Raw genomic sequence first — 20,994 nt, 5'->3', positions numbered from 1 at the left:
GACCGGGAAGGTCAGGTCGGGCCCGTTCATCGTCGTGTAAGTCACATCGAAAGCTGCGTTTCGGGGCTTGAAATGGCGGGAAACAAGCGTGGTTCACCCGCGACGGGGAAGGCGGGACCCGGGCCTGGCCGGGTACGGACGCAGGCCCCCGCCTGATCACACGTGTCCAGCTGCGACCGGACCGCCGGCAGGCTCGTGGATCTTGAGGTTCCGGTCGAACTTTACGTCAACTTTGAACTGAGGGAAGCCCTGGAAGGGTGACGAGGATCCGGCAGCCGCGATCGGATTCGGCCACGCCGATCCGGCCGCCGTGCAGATCCACGGCCCAGCGGGCGATCGCCAGGCCCAGCCCGGTGCCGCCGTCGCTGCCCGGGCCGTGCGGCCGGCTCACCGCGCCCCGGTTGAAGCGCTCGAAGACGCGGTGCCACTCGGAGCGGGGGATGCCGGGCCCCTCGTCGAGGACCTCCAGCGCCAGCGACTCCGGCTGCGGACCGCGCCGCGCCCTCACCGTCACGCGGCCGTGCGGCGGGCTGTGCTTGACCGCGTTGTCGATCAGGTTGGCGACCACCTGGTGGATGCGCTCCGGGTCGGCGTGCGCGGTCAGCTCCGGCGGGTAGACGTCGAGGCTCAGATGGACGTCCGTACGCGTGTGGCTCCCGGAGCCGGAAGCCATCTCGGCGCGCGCCGAGGCGACCATGTTGGCCTCCTTCAGCACGCCCGACAGATACGGCCACACCTCGAAGCGCCGCAGCTTCAGCGGGACGACGCCGTTGTCCAGGCGCGACAGGTCCAGCAGCGTCTCGACCAGCCGGCCCAGCCGCTCGGTCTGCTTCAGCGCCGTACGCATGGTCTCGGGGTCCGCCTCGGTGACCCCGTCGACGATGTTCTCCAGCACCGCGCGCAGGCCCGCGATCGGCGTGCGCAGCTCGTGCGAGACGTTCGCCACGAGCTCCTTGCGCTGGCGGTCCTGGGCGGCCAGCTCGTCGGCCATGCGGTTGATCGTCTGGGCCAGCGCGCCCAGCTCGTCCCGGCGGTTCTCGCGCACCCGGCGGGTGTAGTCGCCGTGCGAGATGGACCGGGCCACCGCGTTCATCTCGTCCAGCGGCGCGGTGAGCGAATGGGCCACGAACTGGGTGATGAGCAGCGTGGCGATCATCGAGAAGACCATGATGAAGCGCAGCTCGGTCTTGGTGTGCACCGCGATCATCGACAGACCGGTGGTGATCAGCACCGAGATGACGACCAGCGCGCCCAGCTTGGTCTTGATCGAGAACGGTCGTACGTCCCCCCAGGGTCCCCCCGGGGTCCGCCGTGCGGCCGGCCCGTCGCTCATGGGGTCGGCGTCTCCAGCGCGTAGCCCACGCCGTGCACCGTGCGGATCCGCTCGGCGCCGATCTTCCGGCGCAGCGCCTTGATGTGGCTGTCGACGGTCCGGGTGCCGGAGGCGTCCGCCCAGTCCCACACCTCGGCCAGCAGCTGCTCGCGCGAGAGCACCGCGCGCGGGGTGTTCGCCAGACACACCAGGAGGTCGAACTCCGTCGGTGTCAGGTGGACGTCCTCGCTGCGCACCCGCACCCTGCGCTGCGCGTGGTCGATCTCCAGCTCGCCCAGGCGCAGGATGCCGCTGCGCGGCGTCGCGGCGGCGAGGGCGGCCCGCTCCACGCGGCGCAGCAGCACGTGCACGCGCGCCGCCAGCTCCCGCATCGAGAACGGCTTGGTCATGTAGTCGTCGGCGCCGACGCCGAGCCCGACCAGCATGTCGGTCTCGTCGTCCCGCGCGGTGAGCATCAGCACCGGCACGGGCCGCTGGGCCTGCACGCGGCGGCAGACCTCCAGGCCGTCGAAGCCGGGCAGCATGATGTCGAGGATCAGCAGGTCGGGCTGCCAGGCCTCGGCGGTGTCGACCGCGGACGGGCCGTCGCCCGCCGTTTGCACGAGGAATCCCTCGGCGCGCAGGCGGGTGGCGATGGCGTCCAGGATGGTCTGGTCGTCCTCGACCACCAGGACCCGGCGCTGTGCGCCCGGCCCGGCCGACGTCGCGTTGTGGGAGGTATGTGTCTGCTCCATCGCCCGCCCCTGAGAGGTGTGCTTCCGGAATCCGTGGGGTGATTCCTTGACTGCGCATGGTTGCGATTGACGCTTGAATGATCGGCGTCAGGGAAGCAGCGTACGGGGAGTCACCGTGGCTTTGCTATCCAGGGCGGACGGCCAGGTGCACGACGTCCGGAACGCCCCGGGCAACGGGGATCTCTTCGGTGCGCACCTGTTGGAACCCGACATTCCACAAGGTTCCTTCAAATTCCGGAGACGGCCTGGCCGACCACACCGCGAGTACCCCGCCGGGCGCCAATGCCCTTGCGCACCCGGCCAGTCCGGGTGGTGTGTACAGACCGTCGTTGCCCTCGGTGACCGTCCAGTCGGGGCCGTTGTCGATGTCCAGGCACAGCGCGTCGAACGTGGTGGATGTCTCATTGACGTAAGCGAGGAGATCGGCCTCGACGATATCGGTGCGCGGGTCGGCGAGGGCCGCCGCCGTGAGCTCGGCGAGGGGACCGTGGCGGTGCCAGCCGATGATCGCCGGCTCCCGCTCGACCACCGTGATCCGTCCCCAGCGCGGGTCGGCGGCGGCGTGCGCGAGCGAGAAGCCGACGCCCAGACCGCCGATCAGCACGCGCGGACGCGGCCTGCCGTCCAGTGCGGCGAGGGCGGCGTCGACCAGCAGCCGTTCCGAACGGCCGTCCGAGGTGTCCATCAGGAAGCAGCCGTTGGCGATGATCTGCAGCAACTCGCCGTGCCGGCGCAGCGCGACCTCGCCGTAAGGGCCCTCGCGACGGTCCAGCACCACGGGAGTCTCGTACGAGGCGGTCATGAGGCCATCCTGCCCGAACCGCGCCGCACGGCCACATGGATTACGGGTGACACGCGGGTTTCGGGAGGGGGCGCGGGCTCCGGGCGGGAATCGCGGACCGCGCGGGGGAGTTGGGGGAGGGCCGTGCTTGGCCGGCGCCGCGTCGTGCCGCCCGTTCGTTGATCGCTCAGAGCGAACACGCCTCCGGGAACATTCGAGGTCGCTCATGCATTGAGTCGACGTAACTCAACTTGACTGCCGAAGGGGAGATCATGGCTGCTGAGTCCGCAGCGTTCACACCGCTCACCCTGCCTGTGCTGCCGCTTGACGACGAGGTCGTGCTGCCCGGGATGGTGGTCCCGCTGGATCTGAGCGACAGCGAGGTGCGGGCCGCGGTGGAGGCCGCTCAGGCCGCCGCCCGGTCGGAGCCCGGGAAGCCCAGAGTGCTGCTGGTGCCGCGCATCGAGGGGACGTACGCGAAGACCGGCGTGCTGGGCACGGTCGAGCAGGTCGGCCGGCTGGCCGACGGCGACCCGGGCGCCCTGATTCGCGGCCGCGGCCGGGTGCGGATCGGCGCCGGGACCACCGGACCGGGTGCCGCGCTGTGGGTCGAGGGCACGCGGATCGACGCGAGCGTGCCGGACCCGCTGCCCGGTCAGGTCTCGGAACTGGTGAAGGAGTACAAGGCCCTGGCCACCGCCTGGCTGCGCAAGCGCGGCGCCTGGCAGGTCGTGGACCGGGTACAGGCCATCGACGACGTCTCCGCGCTCGCCGACAACTCCGGCTACTCACCCTTCCTGACCATCGAACAGAAGATCGAGCTGCTGGAGACCGCCGACCCGGTGGCCCGGCTGAAGCTCGCCACCCAGCAACTGCGCGACCACCTCGCCGAGCAGGACGTCGCCGAGACCATCGCCAAGGACGTCCAGGAGGGCGTCGACAAGCAGCAGCGCGAGTTCCTGCTGCGCCGTCAGCTCGAGGCCGTCCGCAAGGAACTGCGCGAGCTCAACGGCGAGAGCGACGGCGATGAGTCCGACGACTACCGCGCCCGCGTCGAGGCCGCCGACCTGCCCGAGAAGGTCCGCGAGGCCGCCCTCAAGGAGGTCGACAAGCTGGAGCGGGCCTCCGAGGCCTCCCCCGAGGGCTCCTGGATCCGCACCTGGCTGGACACCGTCCTGGAGATGCCCTGGAACGAGCGGACCGAGGACGCCTACGACATCCAGGGCGCCAAGGCGGTCCTGGACGCCGAGCACTCGGGCCTGGAGGACGTCAAGGAACGGATCACCGAGTACCTGGCGGTGCGCAAGCGCCGCAGCGACCGCGGCCTGGGCGTGATCGGCGGGCGGCGCGGCGGTGCCGTCCTGGCCCTCGTCGGACCGCCCGGTGTCGGCAAGACCTCGCTCGGCGAGTCCGTGGCGCACGCCATGGGACGGAAGTTCGTCCGGGTCGCCCTCGGCGGCGTCCGCGACGAGGCCGAGGTCCGCGGCCACCGGCGCACGTACGTCGGCGCGCTGCCCGGCCGGATCGTGCGCGCCATCAAGGAGGCCGGCTCGATGAACCCGGTGGTCCTGCTGGACGAGATCGACAAGGTCGGCTCCGACTTCCGCGGCGACCCGGCCGCGGCCCTGCTCGAAGTCCTGGACCCGGCGCAGAACCACACCTTCCGGGACCACTACCTGGAGGTCGAACTCGACCTGTCGGACGTCGTCTTCCTGGCCACGGCCAACGTCCTGGAGGCCATCCCGGAGGCCCTGGCCGACCGGATGGAGATCGTCCGCCTGGACGGGTACACCGAGGACGAGAAGGTCGTCATCGCGCGCGACCACCTGCTCCCGCGCCAGCTGGAGCGGGCCGGCCTGGACAAGGCCGAGGTCACGATCGACGAGAGCGCGCTGCGCAGGCTCGCCGGCGAGTACACCCGCGAGGCGGGCGTGCGCACCCTGGAGCGGTCCATCGCGCGGCTGCTGCGCAAGGTGGCGGCCCAGCACGAACTGGGGGAGCGGACCCTGCCGTTCGCCGTCACCGAGGCGGATCTGCGCGGCCTGATCGGCCGCCCGCACCACGTGCCCGAGTCCGCCCAGGACCCGGCCGAGCGCCGTACGGCCGTCCCCGGTGTGGCGACGGGTCTGGCGGTCACCGGGGCCGGCGGCGACGTGCTCTTCGTGGAGGCGTCCCTGGCCGACCCGGAGACGGGCGCGGCGGGCCTGACCCTGACCGGTCAGCTGGGCGATGTGATGAAGGAGTCCGCGCAGATCGCGCTGAGCTTCCTGCGCAGCCACGGCGCCGAGCTGGAGCTGCCGGTGGGCGATCTGAAGGACCGGGGTGTGCACATCCACTTCCCGGCGGGCGCGGTCCCCAAGGACGGCCCGAGCGCGGGCATCACCATGACGACCGCGCTCGCCTCGCTCCTGTCGGGCCGCCTGGTCCGCACGGACGTGGCGATGACCGGCGAGGTCTCGCTGACCGGCCGCGTCCTGCCCATCGGCGGCGTCAAGCAGAAGCTGCTCGCGGCGCACCGGGCCGGGGTCACCACCGTGATCATTCCCAAGCGCAACGAGCCCGACCTGGACGACGTCCCGGCCGAGGTGCTGGACAAGCTCGACGTCCACGCCGTCACCGACGTCCGCCAGGTCCTGGAACTGGCCCTCGCGCCGGCCGTGAACGGCGCGGAGCCCGAGATTCCGGTAGCGGCGTGACGGACGCTGCCGGATGAGGGAAGGCCCGGGTCCCGTGAGGGAGACCCGGGCCTTCGCCGTACGCGCTCGGAGATCGAGGTCAGCCCTTGGCCAAGGCCTGCACCCGGTCCAACCCGCCGTTGAACTTGCTGTGGTCACCGACCGTCGGGCCGGACGACGTGTACTGCCACATCGTGTAGTAGCCCCAGCCCGCCGGCAGGGTGCCCACCGTCGAGGCGTAGTGGGCGATCCACAGGGGGTTCTTGGCGGCGAAGCCGCCGTAGTTGCCGGTGCACTGGGTCCACCAGCTGGTGGCCGTGTAGATGACGGCGTCACGGCCGGTGCGCGCCTTGTAGGTGTTGAGGAAGTCGGTGATCCAGCTGACCATCGCGCTGGCGGACTTGCCGTAGCAGGCGGCGCCGTAGGGGTTCCACTCGATGTCGAGGGCGCCCGGCAGGGTCTTGCCGTCACGGGACCAGCCCCCGCCGTGGTCCACGAAGTAGTTGGCCTGGGTGGCGCCGCTGGTGGTGTCCGGGGTCGCGAAGTGGTACGCGCCGCGGATCATGCCGACGGCGTACGAGCCGGTGTACTGCTGCGCGAAGTAGGGGTTGGTGTAGTAGGTCCCCTCCGTCGCCTTCGTGTAGGCCCACCGCACGCCACTGTTCCACAGGGTGGGCCAGGCGACGTTGCCCTGGTAGCTGGCGACGTCGACGCCCTCGGTCCGGGTGGAGACGGCGCTGGTGGGCGTCCCGCTGCGGCTGTTGTGCGCCAGGACGCCGATGCCCATGTACGGGAAGCCGCGGGCTGGGGTGGCGTCGGCGCCGGCGAACATGCCGCTGCTGCCGACGTACGCCAGGACGCCCATGCCCATGTACGGGAAGCCGCGGGCTGGGGTGGCGTCGGCGGCGGCGGGCGTGCCGCTGCTGCCGTCGTGCGCCAGGACGCCCATGCCCATGTACGCGGAGCCGCGGGCTGGGGTGGTGTCGGCCGAGGACGGGACGGTGAAGAAGACCGAGAACGCTGCGAGCAGGGCTCCCGCGACGGTGAGCCGCTGCGCGCGGGCCGTTCCGGATCTGTGCACGGGCATGACGTGCCTCCGAAGGTCGGTGGTGCTCGGTGGGGGAAACGGGGGGCATGCCCACCGTTGCACAAGGGAAGAGCGGGTCACGGTAGACCCGCCGGGAACAGTCATGTCGTGGGCATGTCATCCGTGCCTGGCATCGAAGCCACGCACGTAGACGCACCCTGGGAAGAGGGGCCGGGGGCCGGCGTTGGTCTACGCCTGCGAAATACTGACCCGGCTGCGGCGATGGCGGCGACGGGCGGAAACCTTCAGGACCGGGAAAACTCCGAGGCAGGGGCTGACGTGCACGAAGACGCAAGAGGCGACGGACGGGACGCCGCATCCGGTGATGCCTCGTCCACTGGTGTGGACCGCGAGTTCCTGGCCCTGGAGCGGGAACTGACGGTGCTGCTGCGGCGCGCCCGGGCCAGCCAGGGCGAGATGGCCCGCGAGGTCCACCCGGACCTTGAGTCCTCCGCGTACGGGCTGCTGATCCGTCTGGAGGAGTGCGGCAGCCAGCGCGCCACGGAGCTCGCCGCCTACATCGGTGTCGGCAAGGCCACCATGTCCCGCCAGCTGCGCGCCCTGGAGGAGCTCGGCCTGATCGCCCGTGAGCCCGATCCCGCGGACGGGCGGGCCTGGCTGGTGGCCCTCACCCGGGAGGGCCGGAGCCGCGTCGGCCGGGTACGTGAGGCCCGCCGGGCGCGCTACGGCCGGCGGCTCGCCCACTGGGACCGCGGCGAGGTGGCGGAACTGGCACGGCTGCTGCACGAGTTGAACGGCGTCATGGCCAAGCACGACAAGTAGCGGGGTGGTGGCCCCGGCGCGCGCCGCGCAGGCGGCGTCGCCGCCCCGCCGGCCCTTCGCTCCTCACGGCTCCACGAACACCACCGTCGCGTCGTCGTGCGTCTTGCTCCGCCCGAGCCACGCCCGCTCCTGACGGTCCGCCGTCTCCAGGGCCCGTACGCGGTCCACCAGCGCTCGCGCGCCCTCCTTGCGCACCAGGCGGAGGCACTGCGCCCAGTCGCCCTCGTGGAACTTCTCCACCCACCGCGCGGCCCCGTCCGTGAGCGCCGCCAGGGCGCGGACCTCGTCGGCCGGCACGGCACCCGTCACGGCCCGCTCCGCCACCGAGGGGTCCGCCGCCGCGGTGAAGAAGCCGCCCTCCTTGTTGCGCAGCGTGGCGTCGACGAGCGCGTCGGAGGCGAGCACGGCCCGGGGAAGGCGGGCCAGCCGGTCGTCCAGGACGGGCACGACCGAGCCGTCCGCGGACTCCAGCAGGAGCACCGAGTCGGACAGCACCAGGTACTCCACGGTCGCGGCCGACCAGCGGGCGAGCACCACGGTTGCCTGGGGCGTGCGCGGGTGAGAAAGGTCACAAGTGATCGCGTGCGCCTCGGCGGTTCGTGCGATGGCCCGCGCGAGGATCTCCGTCGGTGTCAGATCTCGGCAGGAAACGGTCAGTTCGGTCAGAGCGCCGCCGAGTCGTGCGGTGAACCAGGGGACCGAATGCAGACAGCCCGTCTCCGTCCTCGGCGGTGTCACCCCGTCCAGGGCGACAAGGCAGCCTCCCTGCCCGGAAGCGGGTACTCCGACGGCGGCGAAGTCCTCGTTCGGGCGGCCCGGACCGCCCGGCTCCGAAACAACCTCCATACGCATCCGGCCAGTCTGCACGAGGCCTTCACATGGTTCGCCAAAGACGGCCAATCACCTTGGAATTGATGCAGCAGCGCAGGTCGGCCGCCTGGTTTGGGAGGGAATGGAGCGCTCCGGGAAGGCGTGGCGGCGAATACTGCCAAAGCCTGCCGCCGACGTCCAACCGGCCCGCCGTACGCGTCGCGCGCACACGCCACGGGAACTTGCCCGCCAACTCCCCTCCGATGTTCACTCCTTCGGGTGGCCGGTCGGACGATGCGGGCCCACTGCCCACCGGCACTGGGAGGGTCGGAAACCGACGCAGGTCCCCTGCTCGGGCGCAGCCGAGAGCCGGGGGAGGGTGTACGCACCAGTCGCACCAGGTGACGGCGCGCCACCCGGGCCCATGAGTACACGAGTACAGGAATGCGAGCACCGGTGCAGAAGAAGCGGCCTCGGCGCACAGGCAGGCAGACGGCCACCGGGAGGAGCCCGGAGAAGACGCCCGGCACCCCCTCCGCCACCACCCGGCCCGCCGCCCCGGTGGGCAAGGGACGCCCGACCCATGTACGCAACCGCCTCATCGCCGCCGTCGCCGTGGTGGCCGCGGCCGTGGCCGGGGCGGGCGCCCCCTCCGTGATCGCCGCGTCCGGGCAGCTGAGCGACTCCCAGGATCTGGTCACGCTCGCCGGGCAGACCCAGGACGCCCTCGCCCTGGCCCACGCGCTCGCCGACGAACGCGACGAGGTCACCTCCTACGTCGCGGCCGGCCGCCCGAAGACCAAGGCGCCCTCGGAACAGCGCAGCACCCGCGTGGACCGCCAGGTCGAGGAGCTGCGTACCGCCACCGACACCCCCGCCTGGCTGCGCCAGGACCTGGACGGCATCGCCGCCGTGCGGCGCTCGGCGCTCACCGGCCAGAGCACCGCCCTCCAGGCCCACCAGGCGTACTCCGCCACCATCGCCGAGCTGCACAAGCTCGCCGAACAGCTGGCCGAGCAGATGCCCCCGCGCGCGGGCTCCGGGACGCACGCCCTCGCCGAGCTCGACACCGCCGTGCAGCAGGCCGCCGCCGCCCGCGGGCTGCTCCTCGCCGCCCTGAACGTGCCCCGTTCCACCCAGACCGTGATCAGCCCGGTCACCGGCCTGCCCACGACCACCACCACCTCCTCCGAGGCCGACACCAAGCAGCGCGACGCGCTCACCGCCGCCGCACAGCAGGCCCGGGTCCGCGCCGACGCGGCCCTCGCCGAGTTCCGCGCCACCGCCCCCGAGGCGGCCCGCACCTCCTACGACTCCACCGTCACCGGCCCCGAGGTGAACTCCGCCGCGAGCTACCTGGCCAAGCTCACCGACCAGCCGACGCTGTCCGACTCCGACCTGGCCACCAGCACCAGGAAGGCGGACGCCGCCCTCACCGCCCGCGTCGACCTGATGCGCGGCGTGGAGGCGTCCCTCTACGACCACCGCACCAAGGACCTGGCGAAGCTCCGCGACGACGACGTCACCGCGCTGGAGATCCGCATCGCCCTGCTGGGTGCCCTGCTGCTCGTCGCCATCGGCATCGCGACGGCCCTCGCCCGCACCCTCACCCGCCCGCTGGCCGTGCTCCGCCTCGGCTCGGCCCGGCTGGCCGGCGCCGAGGACGCGGGTACCGAGGAGCCGATCAGGTTCACCGGGCGCAACGACGAGTTCGCCCAGGTCGTCCGCCACGTCAACACCCTGCACGCGCAGGCCGCCGCCCTCGCCGAACGGGTCGCCACCCTGGAGGCCGACCGCAAGCACCTGATCGGCGGGCGCCAGAAGATGGCCGACGCCCGCGAGGAGCTGCGCGGCGAACTCGCCGTGGCGAACGCCCAGCTCCAGCGGATGCGCACCAGCATCGGCTCCACCTTCGTCAACCTGGCGCTGCGCACCCTCGGCCTGGTCGAGCGCCAGCTCGCCGTCATCGAGGGCCTGGAGGAGCGCGAGCAGGACCCGGACCGTCTGGCCACCCTCTTCAAACTCGACCACTTCGCCACGGTCATGCGCCGGCACAGCGAGAACCTGCTGGTCCTGGCCGGCACCGAGCACGTCCAGCAGCACGCCGGTCCGGTCCCGCTGGTCGACGTCGTACGTGCCGCGGTCAGCGAGATCGAACGCTACGAGCGCGTCCGCATCGCCGCGCTGCCGCCGCACGCGCACGTGGCCGGCTTCGCCGCCGACGACCTCTCCCACCTGCTGGCCGAGCTGATGGAGAACGCCACGTCGTTCTCGCCGCCCGACCAGCCGGTGGAGGTCTCCGGCTGGCTCCTGGAGAACGGCGAGATCATGCTCTCCGTCCAGGACGAGGGCATCGGCATGGCCGGCGACCGGCTGAGCCGCCTCAACGACCGCCTCGCCGAGTTCGACCCGGAGGCCCCCTACGACCAGGAGGGCGAGGCCGGCCTGGGCCTCGGCCTGTACGTGGTGGCCCGCCTCGCCCAACGGCACGGCGTCCGGGTACGGCTGCGCGAGCAGAAGCAGGGCGGCATCGCGGCGGTCGTCGTCGTACCCCAGCCGCTCCTGGCGACGGCCCCCGCCTCCGCCGCGCCCGCGACGGGACCGGCCCACGGCGGCACCGGAACCTTCTCCCTCCCGGGCGCGGACGCCGAGGTCAACTCCAACGTCCTGCACACCCGCGCCAAGGACGGCACCACCGACCCACTGGTGGCCCTCGCGGAGCGGACGGTGCGGCAGTCGGAGGCCGCGGAAGCGGCGGCGGAAGCCTCGCAGGCCGCTGCCGGGACAGCGCCCGCGACGACGGCCGAGACGGCGCCCGAGCCCTCGGTCACCGGGACGGCGCCGGAGTCCCCGGTCGTCGAGACGCCACCGGAATCCCCGGCCGAGACGACGATGACACTGCTGATCCCGTCCCCGGCGGCCGAGCGGGACGGCCGGCAGGCACGCAGCGAGGCCGAAGCCGGCCCCGCGCAGGCACGGCCCGCGACCGCCGGCCGCGAGCCCGCCCCACAGGCGCCACCCGCACCCGACCACGAAGCCCGCACGGGCGGTGCGGCCGGGAGCCCCTTCACGGCCGACGGCGAAACCGAGGCCGAACACACCCGCGCGCCCGAAGACCCCGTCACCGCCAAGGGGCTCCCCAAGCGCACCCCCAAGCTCACCACCCCCACCCACACCCCGCGCCAGCGCACCGGATCGGTGGACGCCGAGGCGCTCCGCCGCCGCCTGGGCGGCTTCCGCCAGGGCGCGCAGGCGGGCTACCGCGACGTGGAGGCCGAGATCGCGGAACGGACGGCGCAGCACCAGCGGCCGGCACCGGCCACCAGCCGTACACATGCCGAGGAAGCCACGGGGGGCACAGCCGAGGAGGCAAGCAGTTGACAGCGTCGACCACCTTCGGACTGAGCAGTGAGGCCCGCAACCTGCACTGGCTGCTGACCAACCTCGTCGAGGAGGTGCCCGGCATCGAGTCGGTCGCCGTGGTCTCCTCCGACGGCCTGCTGCTCCTCTCCTCCGACCAGGACCGTATCGAGGAGGCCCGGCAGAGCCGTAAGGCGGCCCGCGGCGGCCCGCGCGGCTCCGCCGCCGACCTCGCCACCATCGTCTCCGGCATCGGCAGCCTCACCGTCGGAGCGGCCCGGCTGATGGAGTTCGGCGGGGTCAAGCACACGATGATCGCGATGGACGAGGGCACCCTGTTCGTGATGTCGATCAGCGACGGCTCGCTGCTCGGCGTGCACGGCTCCGCCGAGTGCGACATGAGCGTGGTGGCGTACCACATGGCGCTGTTCGTGGGCCGCGCCGGACACGTCCTGACGCCCGAACTCCGCAGCGAGCTGCGGAAGTCACTGGAGTCCGAGTCGGCGGGGAGTGCCTGATGAGCAGTGCCATGAGCAGCCCGATGAGCGGTAGGCCCAAACACCAGCTCCCGGTCCGCGGCGGGGACCGAAAACCCGCCCGCGTGCGCCCCTACTCGCTCACCGGCGGCCGTACCCGCTTCGGCCATGTCCTCCTCGTGGAGACGTTCGTCGGGAGCACCGCCGCGCTCGAGGCCCCCGAGGAGCGCAAAGAGCTGACTGGGGGCACCGCCCACGCGTTGAGCAGTGGGGCAGGTTACCTCAGCAGCCGGGTCATGCCGGAGATGAGGGCCATCGTCGAACTGTGCCGCCGCATGCGGACGGTGGCCGAGATCGCCGCGCTGCTGAAGATGCCGCTCGGCGTGGTCCGTGTGCTCCTGAGCGACCTGGCGGACCAGGGAAAGATCCGTGTGTACGGCACCGGAACCGGTCACGGCACCGGCCGTCCGGACCGCGCTCTGCTGGAAAGGGTGCTGAGTGGACTCCGTCGTCTTTGAAGACACCGATGAGGACCTGAAGTCCTGGCAGACGGACCGCACCCGGGCCCCCATCGCCACGAAGATCGTGGTGGCCGGGGGATTCGGTGTCGGCAAGACCACGCTCGTCACCGCGGTCTCGGAGATCACGCCCCTGCAGACCGAGGCGCTGATGACCGAGGCCAGCGCGGAGACCGACGACCTCACCGCCACGCCCGGCAAGCTGACCACCACCGTGGCCATGGACTTCGGCCGGATAACGCTCGACGACGACCTGGTGCTCTACCTGTTCGGCACGCCGGGCCAGCAGCGGTTCTGGTTCATGTGGGACGACCTGGTGCGCGGTGCGATCGGCGCCGTCGTCATGGCCGACACGCGGCGGCTGAAGGACTGCTTCCCGGCCCTTGACTACTTCGAGAGCTGCGGGCTGCCGTATGTCGTCGCGGTCAACCACTTCGACGGCAGCGAGCTGTTCGAACCGGCGGACGTGCGCGAGGCCTTGACGATTCCCGAACACATACCTGTCATGATCATGGACGCGCGGCGCCGGATCTCGGTGATCGAGACCCTGCTGGCCCTCGTGGCCCACGCACTCGAGGAAACCCCCGAATGATCCCCCCGACCCCTCGAGCAGTCCAGAAGTCGTAGGAGGCAACACCCGCATGCGCAAGATACTCGTCGTGGGGGCCGGCCAGTCCGGTCTCCAGCTCGCCCTCGGCCTCCAGTCGCACGGGTACGAGGTCACCCTGATGTCCAACCGGACCGCGGACGAGATCCGTTCCGGCCGGGTCATGTCGACGCAGTGCATGTTCCACACCGCGCTCCAGCACGAGCGGGACCTGCAGCTGAACTTCTGGGAGTCCCAGGCCCCGAGGATCGAGGGACTCGGCGTCTCGGTCGCCGCCCCCGGCTCCTGGAGCGAGGGCCCCGCGGCGCGCGCGATCGACTGGGTGGGCAGGCTCGACGGGTACGCGCAGTCGGTCGACCAGCGGGTGAAGATGGCCGGCTGGATGGAGACCTTCGCGCAGCGCGGCGGCCAGCTGGTCATCCACGGCGCGGCGGTCGGGGACCTCGACTACTTCTCCCGCGCCTACGACCTCGTCCTGGTCTCGGCGGGCAAGGGCGAGCTGGTGTCGATGTTCGAGCGGGACCCGGAGCGGTCCCCGTACAGCGAGCCGCAGCGCGCGCTGGCGGTGGCGTACGTGCACGGCATGGGCCCGCGCCCGGAGCACCCGGAGTTCGACGCGGTCCGCTGCAACCTGGTCCCCGGCGTCGGCGAGCTGTTCATCATGCCGACGTACACCCTCTCCGGCCGTGCCGACATCCTGTTCTGGGAGGGCATCCCCGGCGGCCCGCTCGACGCGTTCCAGGGCGTGAAGGACCCGAACCAGCACCTGGCCCTGACCCTGGACCTGATGCGGACGTTCACGCCGTGGGAGTACGAGCGGGCCACGAAGGTCGAGCTGACGGACGCCGGCGGCACGCTCGCCGGCCGGTACCCCCCGACCGTGCGCAAGCCGGTCGGCCGGCTGCCCGGCGGCGGCCTGGTGCTGGGCGTGGCCGATGTCGTGGTCGCCAACGACCCGATCACCGGCCAGGGCTCCAACTCCGCCTCCAAGTGCGCCGCGGCCTACCTGGCCGCCATCCTCGAGCACGGCGACAAGCCGTTCGACGAGGAGTGGATGCGGCAGACGTTCGACCGCTACTGGAACACGGCCCAGCACGTGACCAAGTGGACGAACGCCATGCTGGCCCCGCCGCCGGAGCACATCCTCAACCTGATCGGCGCCGCCGGTCAGCTCCAGCCGGTCGCCGACCGTTTCGCCAACGCCTTCAACGACCCGGCCGACTTCGAGAACTTCTTCTACGAGCCGGCCAAGACCGAGGCCTACCTGGCCGAGGTCGCAGGGGGACCGGCCGCGTAGTAGCCCGCGTCCGAACCGCGCAGGGCACTCTCGGGAAGCCTCGGCGGCACATAGCGCCGCAGGGGCTTCCCGCCCGGGTCGGGCCGCACCGCCCCCAGCACCGGGTTGGACGCGACCGGCGACACCTTCACCCTGGCGCCGGGCCTGGGCGCCTGCACCACCATGCCGCCGCCGAGGTAGAGGGCGACGTGCGTGGCTCCGGGGAAGTAGACGACCAGGTCGCCGGGGCGCAGGTCCTTCAGCGGCACCCGCTTCAGCCGGGCCCACTGCGCCTGGCTGGTCCGCGGGATCGGTGTCCCGGCCTGCTCCCAGGCCCGCGAGGTCAGCCCCGAGCAGTCGTACGCGTCCGGGCCCTCGGCCCCCCACACGTACGGCTTGCCCAGCTGCCCCACCGCGTAGCTCACCGCCTTCTCGCCCTGCTCGCTCGGCGGTCTGCCGGCGACGAGCGCCCCGGCGGCCAGCAGTTCCCGCTGCGCCTCGCTGATCCCGCTCTTCCCGCCCTGCTCGGCCGTGGTGAGCGCCGCCAGCTGCCGGGCGCTGAGCGAGGCGAGCAGCTTCTCCACCTCCAGCAGTCGCTTGCGCACCTCGTCGCGGGCCCGCTGCTGTTTGCGGACGAGGATCAGCTGCGCGTCGTACGCCGTGCGCGCCGCACGGGCGAGCTCGGAGGCCTTCCGCTCGCTCGCGGCCAGCCGCCCCACCGTCTCGGCCCGCTCCCGGGACAGCCGCCCGAGCGTCTGCCCCGCCTCCAGCGCGTGCTGCGGATCGCGCGCCAGCAGCAGCCGCAGGTAGGGGGAGAAGTCGCTGCTGCCCTGGTACTGGAGCCGGGCGAGCCGTCCCGCATCCCCCATGCTGCCGCGCAGCGCGGACCGGGCCCGGGCGAGGTCGGCGTCCAGCCGCTCGACGACGACCCGCTGCTTCTTCAGCCGGGAGGCAAGGGTGTTGTAGGTCGTGGCGGCCCCCACGGCCTGCCGGTACAGCTTCTGAAAGTCGGTCAGCAGGGCGGCGGTGGACCGGTGTCCGGGCCGGCCGCTCTGTGCTGTCTTTGCTGTCTGTGCGCTCTGTCCCGGTTGCCCTGGTTTCCCTGACTGCCCGGACGGTCCCGGCTGCCCTTGTTGTCCGGGCCGGCCGGACGGGCCGGGTTCTCGGAGCGGTCCGGCAGGCCCATAGGGCCAGGGTTGCGACGGCTGCGCCTGCAACAGCGGCTGTGCTTGTGCTTGTGGCTGTGGCTGTGGCTGTGGTTGTCGCAGCGGCTGCGGTACGGCCGTGGCGGCCGTCGGAGCGAGAGCGGCCTGCGCCGCCACCGCCGCCGTGCACACCAGTCGCAGCACCCGTCCTGACACGTCATCACCTCCGGTGCGGGGGCGGCCTCTCCGCTCCCCACCCGTGAGGATTCGACCGATGAACCGACGATGTGGGTCAGGTCTGCGCCATGCGGCGCACCGCGATCACCCGTCCGTGTCACCCGGCTTGCTCTGCGGGCCGGTTCGGGGCGCCGGCCTGGACCACGGCCATTTCAGCCGGGGCCCGGACTCCCCCTCGGGGTCGAACTCGTACTTCCACCCGCGCGTCAGCCCCAGCCTCTTGCCGTACGCCCGCGGTACCCGGCGGTACACGAGCACGATCGGCGGCCCGCCCGCCGCGTCCGGCACCGGGATGCGATACGTCTTCGGGGGGTTCCCGGTGGGTCCCACCAGCACGGGCAGCACCCGCCCGTCCATGGGCCCGCCCTCGAACGGGGTGTCTTCGCTCTTCACACCACCAGTGTCAGTCATCCGCCGACGCGAGCGCCCGCACCAGCGCGGCGGTCTGCGGGTCCCGGGCGGCGGTGACGTTCAGGACGGCCGCGAACTGCTCGACCAGCCAGTCCCGCAGCTCCTCGGCGGGCGGCTGTTTTCCCTCGTCGAGCCAGATCAGGGAGGCGGCCTCCACGGCCGTGATCCACACCCGGACGGTCATCCGCAGCCTCGGTCCGGGGTCCGTGACCTCCAGGTGGCTGAGGATGTGCTCGGCGGCGGCCCGGCGCACACCGTCCACGATGGCGGTCGTCCGGGACGTCTCCACCACGCTGCCGCCCTGGAGCAGCGCGGTGAAGCCGGCGTCGTGCGAGTCCACGAAGCGGAGATAGCGGTCCAGGGCGCGGGCGAGGCGGGGCAGCAGCGGGCCCTCGCGCGGCTCGTCGAAGCAGTGCCGCAGCTCCTCGGCGGCGGAGCGCAGGGCCGCCTCGTACAGCTGCTGCTTGCCGCCGGGGAAGTACCGGTACACCAGCGGGCGCGACACCCCCGCCGCCTCCGCCACGTCGTCCAGCGACACGTCCTCGGGCGCCCGGTGCGCGAAGAGGGACAGCGCCGCGTCGAGCAGCTGAGCACGCCGCTCCTCGACGCTGAGGCGGCGGTAGGCGGGGGTGGACGCGGCAGGGCTCATGACGGGCAGCGTAATCGCTGACCGGCGTCTCCAGCCGGGCGTCCCGGCCCCGCGGTCACGCCACCGCTCGCCGCTCATGACCTGCGCGGTCCGGGACGGCCGGGTAAGGGCCTGCCCGGCGGACCCTGGCGCGGACGCGGGGTCCGGCACGCACTCACCCGCTGCCGTAAGGGCGTTGGGGGCCCGGCGGCGTGGTCGTCACCCGCCGGCTCCCCCACGCTCGAACGAGCTCGCCCGGGAGCACCCCATCGCCTCGGCTCCCTTCCTCCGCCTTGCAGCCGCACGCACCGGGCCCTGCTCACCCGAGTCCACCGGCGCCGCCATTCACCCGCACCTTGCTCCGCCGGACAGGCCCTACGCCAGCAGCCCCGACGACCGCCACAGCTGCCGTCCGACACCCCGCAGCACGCCGATGTCGTCCAGGAAGTCCGTCAGCCGCTTGGCGCCCGTCTGCATGACCTCGCGCCGGTGCCCGCTCGCCTTCACCTGGGCCAAGGCCTCCCGCTTGTCGAGCCCCACGTTCGTGTAGACCTCGGGGTTGATGAAGGCCACCGAGAACACCCGTGCGAACTCGCCGGAGGTCACCCGGGTGAACTCCTTCGACCACCTCGGGGCGGTCAGCATCTGCCGGCGCAGCTCCTCGCGGGCGTAGCGCACGTGCCGGGCCTCCTCCACGACATGGATGCGGGTGACCCCGCGGATCAGCGGCTGCACCCGCTCGTCCGGGAACGTCAGCCGCTGCATCCAGTCCAGGACCTCCTCGCCGAGCAGGGTGGCGGTGAAGGAGCCGGGAGTGGTGGAGATCGTCTTGAAGAGCCGGCCGAGGTTCTGGTGGACGCGGCTGACCGGGTACCAGGGCGTGCCGCCGCGCGCTATCACGCGGGCGAACATCTTCGAGTGCCGGCACTCGTCCTCGATCTCGGTGAGGGCGTAGCGCACGTGCGCGCTCGTGGCGGCCTTGTCGTAGATGTGCCGCACCAGCAGCTGCATCAGGATCAGCTCGAACCAGATGCCGAGCGAGGCGAGCGCGGCGGCCTCGTGCTGGGAGAGCGCGATCCGCTGTTCCTCGCTCATCCGCTTCCACAGCGGTGTGTCGTACAGGGACACCAGCTCCGGCGGCCAGAACCACTTGCCCTCCTCGAAGGGCGCGTCCCAGTCCAGCTCATTGTCCGGGTCGAAGGAGTGCTTGGCGGAGGAGTCGAGCAGCCGCTCGGCGACCTGCTCGCGGTCCTTGAGCAGACCGAGCGCGTCGCGCAGTCCGGCGAGCGCGTCGGCTTCCGTCACGGTCGTCATGGCTGTCCCACCTCGTCGTACGGGATCGTGGCTGGAATGGCTGGTTACTCGCGGGTCAGATCACCCGCCTCTTATAAGACTGCCTGTCAGCAAGCCCGTCAATCCCTCGCACACGACTTGTTGACTCGGCGTCTACGTGTGAGCCTGCGAGGTATGCCGACCTACGACCTGTACGCCAGGGACCCCGGAGACGCGCACTGGCAGGTGCCCGCGAGCGGGGAGGCCCGCTTCAGTTGGGAGTACGACGACGGCCGTGACCGGCTGCTCGCCCTGTACCAGAAGGGCAAGGACAAGCAGTGGGACGGGCAGAGACGTATCGACTGGGACCTGGAGGTCGACCCCCACGACCCGCTCGGCACGCCCGAGGAGGCGATGACCCTCTACGGCACCCCGTACTGGGCGAAGATGACCGACCAGGACAAGGGCGAGCTGCGGCAGCACTTCGCGTCCTGGCAGTTCAGCCAGTTCCTGCACGGCGAGCAGGGCGCGATGATCTGCGCCGCGCGGATCGTGGAGTCCGTCCCCGACCTGGACGCCAAGTTCTACTCGGCGACCCAGACCATGGACGAGGCCCGGCACGCCGAGATCTACGGCCGCTTCCTGCACGAGAAGATCGGGATGGTCTACCCGATCAACGACAACCTCCAGTCCCTGCTCGGCGACACCCTGCGCGACAGCCGCTGGGACATGCCCTACCTGGGCATGCAGGTCCTCATCGAGGGCCTGGCCCTCGCGGCCTTCGGCATGATCAGGGACACCACGGACAAGCCCCTGCCCAAGCAGATCCTCGCCTACGTCATGCAGGACGAGGCCCGGCACGTGGCCTTCGGCCGCATGGCCCTGCGCGACTACTACAAGCAGCTCACCGACGCCGAACTGCGCGAACGCGAGGAGTTCGTCATCGAGGGCTGCTACCTGATGCGCGACCGCCTGCGCGGTGTGGAGGTCCTGGAGAACTTCGGCATTCCGAAGGCCGAGGCCGAACAGCTCAGCGAGCGCTCCGAGTTCCTCCAGCTCTTCCGCCGGCTGCTGTTCAGCCGCATCGTCCCCTGCGTGAAGGACATCGGCCTGTGGGGCAAGCGCCTCCAGGAGGCCTACGTCGACATGGGCGTCTTCGAACTGGGCGACTCCAACCTGGACCTGCTCATGGCCCAGGACGAGGAGATCGCCGAACAACTCGACGCCGAGCGCTTCGCGGCGGAGGAGAAGGCACGGGTGGCGGAGGTGGAGCAGGCCATCGAGGAGGGCCAAGGTCTCGCCCGGTGACCAGGCCGGCGGAGGGGTCGGGCCGGTGCCGGAGGTCAGGCGGGCACAGGAGTCAGCCCGCCGGAGACGAGTGCAGCACCGCCTCCATCACCGCCTTCGCGATCGGTGCCGCCGTGCCGCCACCGCTGATGTCGCCGCGCCGCGCCGACGCGTCCTCCACCACCACTGCGACCGCGACCCGCGGATCCATGTCCTTGTCGCCCTGCGCCCAGGAGATGAACCAGGCGTACGGAGTGCCCTGGTTGCCGATGCCGTGCTGCGCGGTGCCGGTCTTGCCGCCCACCGTGGCGCCCGGGATCGCGGCGTTGCGGCCGGTGCCCTCCTCCACCACGTCCGTCATCAGCTCCCGCAGCCGCGCCGCCGTCGTCGGCCGCATCACCTGCCGCGACGGCCGTGAACCGGCCGTCGACACCGTGCTCCCGCCGCTGCGCGTGGTCCGCTCCACGAGATACGGCGAGCGCACCTGCCCCCCGTTGGCCACCGCCGCCGCCACCATCGCCATCTGCAACGGCGTGGCCCGCGTGTTGTACTGCCCGATCGACGACAGCGCCCGCTGCGCCCGGTCCTCGGGCGCGTCGAACGTGCTCGGCACCACCGAGAAGGGGATCCTCAGCGTGGGGTCGCCGAAGCCGAAGCTCCGCGCGGCCGCCCGCATGGCGGCCGCGCCCACGTCCACGCCCAGCTTGGCGAACACGGTGTTGCACGACCACTCGAAGGCGAAGCGCAGTGAGGCGTCCTGGCAGCCCTCGCCCTCGTTGACCAGCCTCACGATGCTGCCGGGCAGCGGGTAAGGGTCCGGCGAGTCGGTCGGCGCGTCGAGATCCCGCACCACGCCCGCATCCAGCGCCGCCGCCGCGGTGATCACCTTGAACGTCGAGCCCGGCGGATACGTCTGCCGCACCGCACGGTTCAGCATCGGCTTCTTCGCGTCGCCGTTCAGCCGCGCCCAGGCCGCCGCCACCGCCGGCCCGTTCCCGGACAGCTCCGCCGGGTCGTACGACGGCGTGGACACCAGCGCCAGGACCCGGCCCGTCGTCGGCTCGATCGCCACCACCGCGCCCTTGCGCGTGCCCAGCCCGTCGAACGCCGCCCGCTGGGCGGCCGGGTTCAGCGTCGTCACCACGTTGCCGCCCGGGCTCTGCACCCGCGTGAAGCCGTTCCACAGCGGGAACCCGGCCAGCATCGGGTCCGTCCCCGACAGCAACTCGTCCTCGGAGTGCTCAAGGAACGTCGTCCCGTACCGCTGGGAGGCGAACCCGGTGACCGGGGCGTACAACGGGCCGTCCGTGTAGGTGCGTTCGTAGCGCAGCTGCTCGCCGGTGTCCCGGGACCCCGTGACCGCCCGGCCGCCGACCAGGATGGCGCCGCGCGGCTGCTCGTAACGGGCGATGGTGGGGCGCCGGTTGGCCGGGTTGACGCCGTACGAGGGAGCCTGGAGGACCTGGAGCCAGGCCGTGTTCACCAGCAGCGCCACCAGCAGCAGCACACAGAAGGCGGCGGCGTGCTGGATGTACCGGGTCACCGGGCCGCCTCCCCGGGCGACCGCCCGCGGC

General features: G+C 71.9%; 18 protein-coding genes. 8 read left to right on the top strand and 10 right to left on the bottom strand.

Annotation, left to right across the window (positions count from 1 at the left end):
- Positions 1-226: 226 nt before the first annotated feature.
- From R2S09_RS21320 to R2S09_RS21310, 3 genes are all read right to left on the bottom strand, one after another.
- On the bottom strand, positions 227-1,333 hold the full coding sequence (locus R2S09_RS21320; protein WP_306190990.1) for an ATP-binding protein: 1,107 nt from the start codon (positions 1,331-1,333) through the stop codon (positions 227-229).
- Complete coding sequence (locus R2S09_RS21315; protein ID WP_189902244.1) at positions 1,330-2,067, bottom strand: response regulator transcription factor; 738 nt, start codon at positions 2,065-2,067, stop codon at positions 1,330-1,332. The genes R2S09_RS21320 and R2S09_RS21315 overlap by 4 nt, the downstream gene beginning before the upstream one ends.
- A 124-nt stretch (positions 2,068-2,191) precedes the next feature.
- Positions 2,192-2,869, bottom strand: a complete 678-nt coding sequence (locus R2S09_RS21310) for a spermidine synthase (RefSeq protein ID WP_316742645.1) — start codon at positions 2,867-2,869, stop codon at positions 2,192-2,194.
- Between the two features lie 251 nt (positions 2,870-3,120).
- On the opposite strand from R2S09_RS21310, the gene lon reads away from it, so the two are divergent.
- Positions 3,121-5,544 carry an endopeptidase La gene (gene lon, locus R2S09_RS21305; RefSeq protein WP_316742644.1) on the top strand — a complete coding sequence of 808 codons (2,424 nt, stop codon included), beginning with the start codon at positions 3,121-3,123 and terminating at the stop codon, positions 5,542-5,544.
- Between the two features lie 79 nt (positions 5,545-5,623).
- On the opposite strand, the gene R2S09_RS21300 is transcribed toward lon, so the two are convergent.
- Positions 5,624-6,610 (bottom strand): lysozyme, encoded by a 987-nt coding sequence (locus R2S09_RS21300; RefSeq protein WP_316742642.1) that lies wholly within the window; start codon positions 6,608-6,610, stop codon positions 5,624-5,626.
- 279 nt (positions 6,611-6,889) lie between these two features.
- Between R2S09_RS21300 and R2S09_RS21295 the strand changes: the two genes are divergently transcribed.
- Positions 6,890-7,393 carry a MarR family winged helix-turn-helix transcriptional regulator gene (locus R2S09_RS21295; RefSeq protein WP_306190986.1) on the top strand — a complete coding sequence of 168 codons (504 nt, stop codon included), beginning with the start codon at positions 6,890-6,892 and terminating at the stop codon, positions 7,391-7,393.
- Positions 7,394-7,456: 63 nt separating this feature from the next.
- Here R2S09_RS21295 and R2S09_RS21290 read toward each other — a convergent pair whose 3' ends face one another.
- Entirely contained in the window at positions 7,457-8,245 is a 789-nt protein-coding gene (locus tag R2S09_RS21290; protein WP_316742640.1) for a protein phosphatase 2C domain-containing protein, read from the bottom strand.
- Between the two features lie 414 nt (positions 8,246-8,659).
- Between R2S09_RS21290 and R2S09_RS21285 the strand changes: the two genes are divergently transcribed.
- The 5 genes from R2S09_RS21285 to R2S09_RS21265 are packed head-to-tail and all read left to right on the top strand — an operon-like array spanning position 8,660 to position 14,461.
- The gene (locus tag R2S09_RS21285) at positions 8,660-11,584 is read left to right on the top strand and encodes a nitrate- and nitrite sensing domain-containing protein (protein ID WP_316742639.1); all 2,925 of its coding nucleotides are present in this window, start codon (positions 8,660-8,662) and stop codon (positions 11,582-11,584) included.
- A complete protein-coding gene (locus R2S09_RS21280; protein ID WP_306190983.1) occupies positions 11,581-12,081 on the top strand; it encodes a roadblock/LC7 domain-containing protein in 501 nt (166 codons plus the stop codon). Before R2S09_RS21285 ends, R2S09_RS21280 begins: the two co-directional genes overlap by 4 nt.
- Before the next feature lie 23 nt (positions 12,082-12,104).
- Complete coding sequence (locus R2S09_RS21275; RefSeq protein WP_306191002.1) at positions 12,105-12,557, top strand: DUF742 domain-containing protein; 453 nt, start codon at positions 12,105-12,107, stop codon at positions 12,555-12,557.
- Positions 12,538-13,149 carry an ATP/GTP-binding protein gene (locus tag R2S09_RS21270; protein ID WP_306190982.1) on the top strand — a complete coding sequence of 204 codons (612 nt, stop codon included), beginning with the start codon at positions 12,538-12,540 and terminating at the stop codon, positions 13,147-13,149. The genes R2S09_RS21275 and R2S09_RS21270 overlap by 20 nt, the downstream gene beginning before the upstream one ends.
- A 49-nt stretch (positions 13,150-13,198) precedes the next feature.
- Entirely contained in the window at positions 13,199-14,461 is a 1,263-nt protein-coding gene (locus R2S09_RS21265; protein WP_316742636.1) for a styrene monooxygenase/indole monooxygenase family protein, read from the top strand.
- Here R2S09_RS21265 and R2S09_RS21260 read toward each other — a convergent pair.
- The 4 genes from R2S09_RS21260 to R2S09_RS21245 form a co-directional block, all read right to left on the bottom strand.
- Positions 14,425-15,801, bottom strand: a complete 1,377-nt coding sequence (locus R2S09_RS21260; protein WP_316742635.1) for an NlpC/P60 family protein — start codon at positions 15,799-15,801, stop codon at positions 14,425-14,427. The genes R2S09_RS21265 and R2S09_RS21260 overlap by 37 nt on opposite strands.
- 105 nt (positions 15,802-15,906) lie before the next feature.
- Positions 15,907-16,215: a hypothetical protein gene (locus R2S09_RS21255; RefSeq protein ID WP_306190979.1), complete on the bottom strand. Its 309-nt coding sequence runs from the start codon at positions 16,213-16,215 to the stop codon at positions 15,907-15,909.
- A 10-nt stretch (positions 16,216-16,225) separates the two neighbouring features.
- Positions 16,226-16,882, bottom strand: a complete 657-nt coding sequence (locus tag R2S09_RS21250; protein ID WP_306190978.1) for a TetR/AcrR family transcriptional regulator — start codon at positions 16,880-16,882, stop codon at positions 16,226-16,228.
- Positions 16,883-17,236: 354 nt separating this feature from the next.
- Complete coding sequence (locus tag R2S09_RS21245; protein ID WP_316742634.1) at positions 17,237-18,175, bottom strand: diiron oxygenase; 939 nt, start codon at positions 18,173-18,175, stop codon at positions 17,237-17,239.
- A gap of 153 nt (positions 18,176-18,328) precedes the next feature.
- On the opposite strand from R2S09_RS21245, the gene R2S09_RS21240 reads away from it, so the two are divergent.
- The gene (locus R2S09_RS21240; protein ID WP_316742633.1) at positions 18,329-19,441 is read left to right on the top strand and encodes a ferritin-like domain-containing protein; all 1,113 of its coding nucleotides are present in this window, start codon (positions 18,329-18,331) and stop codon (positions 19,439-19,441) included.
- 52 nt (positions 19,442-19,493) lie between these two features.
- Here R2S09_RS21240 and R2S09_RS21235 read toward each other — a convergent pair whose 3' ends face one another.
- Positions 19,494-20,963, bottom strand: a complete 1,470-nt coding sequence (locus tag R2S09_RS21235; protein ID WP_316742632.1) for a penicillin-binding transpeptidase domain-containing protein — start codon at positions 20,961-20,963, stop codon at positions 19,494-19,496.
- Positions 20,964-20,994 lie beyond the last annotated feature (31 nt).

This window comes from Streptomyces sp. MK7 (genome assembly GCF_032658145.1).
In the GTDB taxonomy this organism is placed as follows: Bacteria; Actinomycetota; Actinomycetes; order Streptomycetales; family Streptomycetaceae; genus Streptomyces; species Streptomyces spiralis.
This window is presented reverse-complemented; position numbering and strand designations above follow the sequence as displayed.